At 29.9% G+C, this 9,633-nt stretch carries 7 protein-coding genes, 2 pseudogenes and 1 riboswitch; of the genes and pseudogenes, 3 read left to right on the top strand and 6 right to left on the bottom strand.

Features of this window, described 5'->3' with window-relative positions:
• Positions 1-178: 178 nt before the first annotated feature.
• A complete protein-coding gene (ppsA, locus tag KJQ99_RS07530; RefSeq protein ID WP_214150430.1) occupies positions 179-2,539 on the bottom strand; it encodes a phosphoenolpyruvate synthase in 2,361 nt (786 codons plus the stop codon).
• 55 nt (positions 2,540-2,594) lie between these two features.
• Between ppsA and ppsR the strand changes: the two genes are divergently transcribed.
• Both ppsR and KJQ99_RS11310 read left to right on the top strand, forming a co-directional pair.
• Positions 2,595-3,413: a posphoenolpyruvate synthetase regulatory kinase/phosphorylase PpsR gene (gene ppsR, locus KJQ99_RS07525; protein ID WP_214120410.1), complete on the top strand. Its 819-nt coding sequence runs from the start codon at positions 2,595-2,597 to the stop codon at positions 3,411-3,413.
• A 76-nt stretch (positions 3,414-3,489) separates the two neighbouring features.
• A pseudogene (locus KJQ99_RS11310) lies at positions 3,490-4,468 on the top strand (catalase).
• A 49-nt stretch (positions 4,469-4,517) separates the two neighbouring features.
• Here KJQ99_RS11310 and KJQ99_RS07515 read toward each other — a convergent pair.
• The 5 genes and pseudogenes from KJQ99_RS07515 to KJQ99_RS07495 form a co-directional block, all read right to left on the bottom strand.
• Positions 4,518-5,690, bottom strand: a complete 1,173-nt coding sequence (locus KJQ99_RS07515) for an NRAMP family divalent metal transporter (RefSeq protein ID WP_214118343.1) — start codon at positions 5,688-5,690, stop codon at positions 4,518-4,520.
• Positions 5,690-6,427 carry a 5-oxoprolinase subunit PxpA gene (locus KJQ99_RS07510; protein WP_214150429.1) on the bottom strand — a complete coding sequence of 246 codons (738 nt, stop codon included), beginning with the start codon at positions 6,425-6,427 and terminating at the stop codon, positions 5,690-5,692. Before KJQ99_RS07510 ends, KJQ99_RS07515 begins: the two co-directional genes overlap by 1 nt.
• Positions 6,417-7,340: a 5-oxoprolinase subunit C family protein gene (locus KJQ99_RS07505; protein ID WP_214120412.1), complete on the bottom strand. Its 924-nt coding sequence runs from the start codon at positions 7,338-7,340 to the stop codon at positions 6,417-6,419. Before KJQ99_RS07505 ends, KJQ99_RS07510 begins: the two co-directional genes overlap by 11 nt.
• Entirely contained in the window at positions 7,337-7,996 is a 660-nt protein-coding gene (gene pxpB, locus KJQ99_RS07500) for a 5-oxoprolinase subunit PxpB (RefSeq protein WP_214120413.1), read from the bottom strand. Before pxpB ends, KJQ99_RS07505 begins: the two co-directional genes overlap by 4 nt.
• 30 nt (positions 7,997-8,026) lie before the next feature.
• Positions 8,027-8,803 (bottom strand): annotated as a pseudogene (locus KJQ99_RS07495) (putative hydro-lyase); the annotation flags it as partial.
• Between the two features lie 216 nt (positions 8,804-9,019).
• A riboswitch (TPP riboswitch) is annotated at positions 9,020-9,120 on the top strand.
• Positions 9,121-9,163: 43 nt separating this feature from the next.
• Here KJQ99_RS07495 and KJQ99_RS07490 point away from each other — a divergent pair.
• On the top strand, positions 9,164-9,633 hold a 470-nt coding region (locus KJQ99_RS07490; RefSeq protein ID WP_214150428.1), incomplete at its 3' end, for an SLC5/6 family protein.

Genomic DNA, 9,633 nt, shown 5'->3' with positions numbered 1-9,633 from the left:
ACATAGAATTAAATTAAATAAAACCTAGAAAGAACATTTAGCTTAAATGCTCTGTTTAAGTTTTGATTTGTGAAATAAAGCTCGTATTCTATCTCTTTAAGCTTAAATTATTCTTAAAGTTTGAAAAAAAATAAATTTACATTGCTTTTTTGTTTTTAGCAATGTAAATTAACTATTTTTAAATACTAGCTAGGCGTTTTGAAGTGCTAATAACGCTATCAGGATTAAGCGACATTGAGCTAATGCCTTTTTGTTTTAGCCAAACAGCTAAATCTATATGATCACTTGGACCTTGACCACAAATTCCTACATATTTATTTGCTTTTTTACAAGCTGTAATTGCTCTTTCTAACATAAATAAAACCGCTTCATCTCTTTCATCAAAATCAGCCACTAAAATATCCATTCCACTATCTCTATCAAGTCCTAAAGTAAGCTGGGTTAAATCATTGCTGCCTATACTAAAACCATCAAAATATTCTAAAAACTCATCGCATAAAATAGCATTACTAGGCACTTCGCACATCATAATCACTCTTAAGCCATTTACACCACGCTTTAAGCCATTTTTCGCTAATAAATTTATAACTGAATTTGCTTGTGATAAAGTCCTTACAAAAGGCACCATAATTTCAATATTATTTAGCCCCATTTCATCTCTTGCTATTTTTAAAGCTTCACATTCAAGCTTAAAGCATTCCGCAAAATTAGGAGCTAAATACCTACTTGCACCTCTAAATCCTAGCATGGGGTTTTCTTCGTGCATTTCGTAAAATTCTCCGCCTAATAATTTTCTATATTCATTAGTCTTAAAATCACTAAGTCTAATAATCACAGGCTTAGGATAAAAAGCAGCTGCAATTGTAGCTATACCTTCGGCTAATTTTGATACAAAAAATTCTCTTGCATTAGAATAGCCTTTGCTAGCTTCATTTATTTTATTTCTTAAATCATCATTTATATTGTCGTAATCTAAAATAGCATTAGGATGAATGCCTATGTGATTATTTATAATAAACTCAAGTCTAGCAAGTCCTACACCATCATTTGGCATTTGTGCGAATTTGAATGCTAATGCAGGATTTCCCACATTCATCATTATTTTTACACCGCAATTTTGCATTTCAAATTCTTCATTTTCAATTACTTCGTATTTTAATGCCCCTTCATAAACCCTACCTTCATCTCCATGAACACAACTAACGCTTACTAAATCTCCATCTTTTAATATAGTTGTAGCATTACTAGTGCCAACAACTGCACCAATTCCTAGCTCTCTTGCAATAATTGCTGCATGACAAGTCCTACCACCCCTATTTGTAACTATTGCTGCGGCTTTTTTCATAACAGGTTCCCAGTTTGGATCTGTCATATCAGTAACTATTACATCTCCAGCATTTACACGAGAAATCTCGCTAATATCGTTTATAACCTTAACTACCCCAACGCTTATTTTTTGTCCTATTGCTCTACCTGTTATTAGGACTTTTGATTCTTCTTTTAATTTATAGCTTATATCTTTTTTCTTTTGAGATTGAACGGTTTCAGGTCTTGCTTGAAGTATATAAATCTTACCATCTAATCCATCTAATCCCCATTCTATATCCATAGGTCTTTGATAATGTTCTTCTATAATTAAAGCATATCTTGCAAGTTCGTTTATTTGCTCATCATTTAAGCTAAATTTATCTTGCATATTTTTAGCTACATCTACTACTTTTACGGCGTTTTCTCCTGCTTTTCTTTCTTCTTTAAATTCCATCTTAATTAGCTTTGAGCCGATTTTTCTTGAGATTATTGCTTTATTATTGTTTTTTAGGCAAGTTTTTGATACATAAAACTCATCAGGATTCACCGAGCCTTGAACCACACATTCGCCTAATCCATAAGATGAAGTGATAAATACAACATCTTTAAATCCACTTTCAGTATCAAGGCTAAACATAACCCCGCTACTTCCTTTATCGCTTCTTACCATACGCTGAATACCAGCACTAAGCGATACTTCAAAATGTGAAAAACCCTTATGCACCCTATAAGAAATCGCCCTATCATTATAAAGCGATGCAAAAACCAAACGGATTTTATCCAATATATCATCAATTCCACTAACATTCAAAAAAGTTTCTTGCTGACCAGCAAAAGAAGCATCAGGCAAGTCTTCTGCGGTAGCTGATGAACGAACAGCAAAAGTGCCTAACCCATCGCTATCTAATTCTTTATAAAACTTAATGATTTGCTCTAAAAATAAAGGCTGAAAATTAGCTTTAGTTATTAAGCTTCTAATTTTTGCACCACACTTAGCAAGTGCATCTAAATCATCAGGATTTAAATTCTTTAACTCATTAGTAATTATTTCATCTAAATTATTGTATTTTAAAAAATCCCTAAAAGCTTGTGCTGTAGTTGCAAAACCATCAGGCACTCTAACCCCACTACTAGCAAGATTTGAAATCATCTCGCCTAAACTAGCGTTTTTACCACCAACTATTTCTACATCGCTCATTCTAAGTTTTGAAAAAGCTAAAACATATTCCATTTTCACACTCCTTTTTGATAGAATTATTTTATTTTAACAAGCAAGGATAACTTAAATGAAACAATTAAATAAAAAAATTGTGTTTTTTATAAGTGATGGAACAGGAATAACCGCTGAAACATTTGCTCACTCGGTATTAGCTCAATTTGAAGATGAATATGTTTTCACACAAATTAGAGAACCTTTTATAAATACTGAAGAAAAGGCGATTAAGGTTGCAAATAAAATTAATGAATTAGCAAAAACCGATATTCCGCTAGCATTTAGCACTTTAATTAATGTAAATATTGCTAATCATATTAAGAATTCTAATTGTGTTTTTATAGATTTATTAGAGCCTTTTGTTAGCTTAATTTCAAATAAATTAAATGTAAAACCAAGCATAAAACAAGGTCTATCTCACTCAAACACTCATAATAAAAATTATCAAAATAGAATAGAAGCTATTAATTTTACTTTAGAGCACGATGATGGACAATTCATCTACGCACTTGATAATGCTCAAATAATTTTAATAGGGGTTTCAAGATCAGCAAAAACACCAACTAGCCTTTATCTTGCTATGCAATATGGAATTAAGGTAGCAAATTATCCACTAACTCCTGATGATTTTAAGGCTTGTGCTTTGCCTAATGCTTTAAAACCTTATAAAAACAAGCTTTTTGGTCTTAGCATAGACCCATATCGCCTAAGTGAAATACGCAACGAAAGGCTGCCTAATTCTGAATACGCAAGTATAATTAATTGTAAAAATGAAGTAAAAAATGCAGAATTTTTAATGAAGATAAACAATATCCCATTTTTAAATATCACAAATAAAAGCATAGAAGAAGTAACTTCTACTTTATTAGATATATTTGATATACATAATTAATTATTACTTAAAAATAATTATTAGTTATTAATATTTATCTTATAAGATTTTTTATATTTATATTAAGGAGATAAAAATGAAAAATCTTATAAAAATTAGTGTCGCAACAACCCTTTCAATTAGTTTGTATGCTAACAATATAAATGAAGAAATTGCTACAAAAGAATATGATGCTCAAAAACTAGCAGATATTATTGTAAAGTTGAATGTTATGGGAGATAAAAGCAAAAAACCAAATCATCATAAGGGTTTTTGCGTAAGTGGAGTTTTTAAGCCAGATAGTAATATTAATAAATATTTCAATATTGAGCTATTTAAACAAAAAAACATACCTGTAAATGGAAGAGTTTCTTTAGGTGGTGGTGAATTAAATGATAAAAGTAAAGCAAGGGGTTTAGCTATTAAGCTAGAAGGAGATAATGATAATTGGACTATGGTAATGCTAAGCAATCCAATTAATTTTGCAAAAAACTCTAAAAGAATTTGGATATTTTCACGAAATGCAATTACCTGATGAAAATGGTAATGTAAATAAAGAAAAAATAAAACAAGCTTTTAGCGAAGTTCAGTCTTTTAAAAATTTTGCAGAATATACTAAAAATATAGGGTTTTCAAAAAGCGTTGCTAATACTCAATTTTACAGCGTTCATACTTTTTTCTTTGATGATAAAAACAATAACAAATTTCCAGCTAGATGGACTTTTAAACCAAAAGATGGAGTTAAATTTTTAAGCGAAGAAGAAATAAAAACAACAAGTAATGATTATTTAGCAAAAGATTTTCAAGAAAAAATAAAAAATGCTCCTATTGAATATGAATTATTTTTTACATTACCAAATGAAAATGATGAATTGTATTCAACAAATGCTTTATGGCAAGGAGAACACAAGCAAATTTTCGCAGGGACTTTGCAACTTACACAATATAATGGCTTAGATTGCAATCTTGATGTATATTTTCCTTGGGATATGGCAAAAGGAGTATATGAGCCAAAAGATGAACTTTTTATACCAAGAAACGAAGCTTATGTAATAACTTTTGGTTATAGACAATAAGCTAAAGGGGTTTTAGAATTTGAAATATTAATTTCAAATTCTAATTATTTTAAGAGTTTATATATTTCATTAAAGTTACATAGCACAAATACGCCATAGCAATGGTAATTAACCAACCTATTAAAGCTAGTAATTTAGAGTGTTTATAATCTCCTACTATGTTTTTCTTATAAGCTGCAATTAATATCACACATAAAGCAATAGGCAATATAAAACCATTTAAAGTCCCTACCAAAATTAATACTGCAGTTGGTTTTCCTATAGTTGAAAATACTAAAGTAGAAAATATAATAAAGGCTATTATTATATTGTTTTCATTCTTTTTAAGCCAAGGACTAAAGCTTGATATAAAACTAACTGATGTATAAGCACAACCAACCACTGAAGTAATAGAAGCAGCCCAAATTACAATACCAAAAACAACACTACCAAAATTACCCAAAATATATTCAAAAGGAGTAAGAGCTGGATTGTTAGGATTTAAACTAACGCCTAAAGAAATAACCCCTAAAACTGCTAAAAATAAAAATACCCTAATAATACTAGCTATAATTATTCCTGAAACCGAACTTTTACTAACTTCTTTTAGATTTTCAACACCACAAATCCCCGCATCAAGTAAGCGATGAGCACCTGAAAAAGTAATATATCCGCCAACCGTTCCGCCTATTAAAGTAACTAAGCTTAAAGCATCAAATTTTGATGGAGCAAATGTCTCAATAGCCACTTCTTTTAAAGGTGGATTTGATTTAAACACAATATAAATTATTATAAGTATTAATATAGCACCTAAAATCTTAGCAAATCTATCCATATGTGCACCTGCGTCTTTATTAATGAAAATACCTATAGCAATTACTGCACTAATACAAGCTCCTAAAATAGGATTTATCCCAAAAATAGTCTCAAATCCAAGTCCAGCACCTGCAATATTACCTATATTAAATGCAAGTCCACCTAAAATTATCAAAAATGATAATAAATATCCTACACCTGGAAAGACCTTATTAGCAATATCTTGAGCTTTTAATTTACTAACTGCAATAATTCTCCATACATTAAATTGAACCCCAATATCCATTAAAACCGACATTAAAATAATAAAAGCAAAACTAGCCCCTAAGCTTTGCGTAAAGCTAGCAGTTTGAGTTAAAAATCCAGGTCCAACTGCTGAAGTAGCCATTAAAAATGCAGCACCTAATATAGCTTTATTATTTTTCATTAATTACTCCTTATGCTTATATTGTTTTCTTCTAAAGTTTTTTTGATTTTTTGTGCGAATAAAAGTGCTTTTTTGCTATCTCCATGAACGCATAAACTATCAGCTTTTATATTAATTTTTTTACCATTTTCACTGATTACATATGAATGTTTTATCATATTTAATACTTGATTTATTGCTTCATCTTCATTTTCAATTAAAGCATTTTCTTTAGTTCTTGATACTAATAAACCATCATCTGTATATCTTCTATCAGCAAAAACTTCACTAATACTATTAATACCTACATCATTTGCTGCACTAATTAAACAAGAATTACTAAGCCCCATTAATGCTATATCTTTGCCTAATTTTGCAACTTCTATTGCAATATTTTTTGCTAAGTCTAAATCAACACAAGCCATATTATATAAAGCTCCGTGTGGTTTAACATAGCTTAATTTTACACCTACCAATTCACACATTTGCTTAATCGCACCAAATTGATAAGCAAGTAGTGCTTGTAATAATTCTTTATTTAAATTCTCATTAGTTCTTCCAAAATTTGCCCTATCATTAAAGCTTGGGTGAGCTCCTATTCTTAGCTTATATTCTTTAGCTTTAATTAAAGTATTGTATATTTCTTCATATCCGCCAGCGTGAAGCCCACAGCATACATTAACAGAGCTTATTAAAGCTAATATCTCATCATCATTTTGCATACCTTCAGCTAAATCTGAATTAAAATCAATTCTCACTTGCATACTCCTTTATTTGATTTATATGTGAAATTCTTTCTTTTTTTGCCATTAGAGCTTCTTCAATGCTTACTAATTCAAAACTAATCTTAGAATTAATTCTACTTTGAGCAAAAAGCCCTAAATCAGCTTCAATTACTTGAGCAATTTTTGGATAACCGCCTGTTGTTTGTGCGTCTTTTAATAAAACTATAGGCTCTCCACTACTTGGCACTTGAATAGTTCCTGCACTAACTCCGTGAGATGGCAAGCTTAATTCATTGATTAAATTAAGTTTAAAATCACTATTTAGCCTATATCCCATTCTATTACTTGAGCTTGATATATTAAATTCTTGATTTAATAAATTATGCTTTGCTTCATCGCTAAAAAGCTCCCATTCAGCACCTTTAATTATTCTTATTTTATCTCTTGGTTTTATCCTAGATACTGCTATTTGAGATAAATTCATTCTTGAACCTATGCTTAATTCATCGCCTACTTTTAATGCTCTACCATTAAATCCACCAAAAGATGCGCTAAGATTTGTAGAAGCTGAATTAAGAACAAAATCAGCACTAAAACCACCATAAGCACAAATATAAGCACACATTCCTGACATAGCTCTTATTAATCTAAGAGTTTTTCCTGCTTCTATTCTAATTCTATAATTATTATGAATTGGCTTTTCATCTATGAATGCTTCATAATTTGCCCCTGTGATACAAAAAGTCATTGCCTTATTACAATATATTTCTATCCCACCTAAAATCACTTCAATTGCAGGTGCATTTAAGTCATTTCCTAATAAAGCATTACCTAACATAAAGCTCCACTTATCTAAAGCCCCACTCTCATTTACCCCATAACCTTTATACGAGAACCTACCTAAATCTTGAATAGTTGCAATTGATGATATTTTTGTAATTTTCATAATCTCTCCTTAATGCTATTGATTACAAATTTTAATCTATCACCTGCTTTTAAAAGGCTCGGATTTTCGCTATTTACATCAAATAATTTTGCCTTTGTATTTCCTATGATATTCCATCCACCTGGACTTTGATAAGGATATATTCCTGTTTGAGCTCCACCTATACCAACCGAACCTGCTGGAATTTTAAGTCTTGGGGTGCTAAGCCTTGGAGTGTGTAAAATCTCATTTAATCCACCCAAATATGCAAATCCTGGTTGAAAACCTATAAAATAAACATCATAAATAGGCTCGGCGTGTAATTTAGCAAACTCACTCATACTCATACCTTTAGCCTTTGCAATTACTTTTAAATCAAGTCCTAAATCCCCACCATAATCAACAGGAATTTCAATTAATCTTCCTGATAGCTCTAGTGGTTTAGTGCTAGTAATTAACTCATTTAATTTGCTTTGTAAATCCAATAAATCTTTATAATTTAAATCACTTGTTAAGACATAAAGAGTATTCATTCCGACCACTACTTCTTTTATATAAGGCATATCTTTAATTACTAAATTAAGTGCATAGCATAGGCGTTGTTTTTCTATGCTTATTGGAGGCTCAAGATATAAAAGCAATGAAGTTTCGCTTGTAATTTTAAATTTGTTATACATAATCATCCTTTAAATTTATTTTTTTTAATACTAAAACACACTATATTCGCTATCTTTTCTATCCGTTACAAACATATATCCAGGAGAATGAGTTATCATAATATCAGGCTTACTAGTAAGTGCTATGCTTTGCGGAGTTACCCCACAAGCCCAAAATACACATTCTTCATCAGGATAAATAGTAGATGCGTCTCCAAAATCAGGATTATTAATATCTTTAATACCTATTACACTAGGATTTCCTATATGAACAGGTGCTCCATGCACGCTAGGATAAAGAGCTGTTGCGGTTGTAGCTTTGATTAAATCTTTATGTTTAATTGGTCGCATTGAAACAACCATTTTTCCATAAAACTTACCAGCACTTGCACAATCAATATTTGTAATATACATAGGCACATTATGATCTTCATCAATATGTCTTAAAGGTATATTATGATTTAATAAAGCTGCTTCAAATGAAAACGAACAACCTATTAAAAAACTCACATAATCATCTTTAAAATGATTAATAATATCGCTTGTCTCTTCTACTAATTCGCCTTTTTTATATATTCTATATTTAGGAATACTCGTTCTAATATCTGCATTATTTGCACTTGTTTTTGTAAGATATTCTCCCGCGTCTAAGACTTCAATTAAAGGACAAGGTTTAGGGTTTCTTTGACAAAATAATAAAAAATCATAAGCATCACTTTTAGGCAAAATCGCAAGATTAGCTTGAACATAACCTTTACAAACCCCTGCTGTAGGTTTATTGAATTCATTTTTAGAAATTAAAGCTCTTAACTCTTCTGGTCTCATTTTTTCTCCTTTTTGAAATTGTAGTGTGAAAAAATGTGAAGAAAAGTAAAAATATAAAAAACTTAACTAAAATTGTTACAAAATTACACAATTAATTATATATAAAATAAGTATTAAATATATTGATTATTTATATTAAAAATTAAGAAATTATTGCAATATAACAAATAATTATTGTAATATTTTATATATCTATTTCATAACTAATTTTAATTAGAATAATAATTTTAGGGGAGCGAAAGCTGAGAGTAGGCGTAATAGTCTTGACCCTTTGAACCTGTTTGGGTAATGCCAGCGTAGGGAGATGCAAAATTTTCTAATCCTTTCTTAGCATTCCCATAAATTGATTTTATGGAGAGTTGTATGAGTAATTTTTTCTTGTGGCTTGGAGCTAGTATTTCGCTAGCTGAAATTGAAGCCGGTAGTTTATTTTCAGGTCTTATTTTAAGTGATTCTTTATTTGCTATATTTTTTGGACATTTTTTAGGTGGAATTTTATTTTTTGCTATGATGTATATTAGTACTAAACTAAAATGCAATGCTATGGGTAGTCTTAAATATTTTTACTCACAAAATGGCAAAATATTCTTTTCATTTTGCAATTTTCTAGCTTTAATTTGCTGGAGTGCAGTTATGATTATGAGTGCAGCAATACTACTAAATAGACTATATCCAAATACAAATTTTAACTTAGTAGCAATTTTGTTATCATCACTTTTAATAATATGGCTATTCTTAAAACAAAATTTATTAATGTTAATAAATAATTTTATAGTTTGCATACTTTTTTTGATAGTAATTTATATTTTTTATAACTTAATTAATCTTAATTT

Origin of the sequence: Campylobacter sp. 2018MI13 (genome assembly GCF_018501135.1) — a bacterium.
In the GTDB taxonomy this organism is placed as follows: Bacteria; Campylobacterota; Campylobacteria; order Campylobacterales; family Campylobacteraceae; genus Campylobacter_E.
This window is presented reverse-complemented; position numbering and strand designations above follow the sequence as displayed.

What these genes read in the sequence shown, in the direction of transcription:
- ppsR (WP_214120410.1), top strand. Translation starts at nt 2,595, where the DNA reads ATGAAACAATTAAATAAAAAAATTGTGTTTTTTATAAGTGATGGAACA.
- KJQ99_RS07515 (WP_214118343.1), bottom strand. Translation starts at nt 5,690, where the DNA reads ATGAAAAATAATAAAGCTATATTAGGTGCTGCATTTTTAATGGCTACT.
- pxpB (WP_214120413.1), bottom strand. Translation starts at nt 7,996, where the DNA reads ATGTATAACAAATTTAAAATTACAAGCGAAACTTCATTGCTTTTATAT.
- KJQ99_RS07505 (WP_214120412.1), bottom strand. Translation starts at nt 7,340, where the DNA reads ATGAAAATTACAAAAATATCATCAATTGCAACTATTCAAGATTTAGGT.
- ppsA (WP_214150430.1), bottom strand. Translation starts at nt 2,539, where the DNA reads ATGGAATATGTTTTAGCTTTTTCAAAACTTAGAATGAGCGATGTAGAA.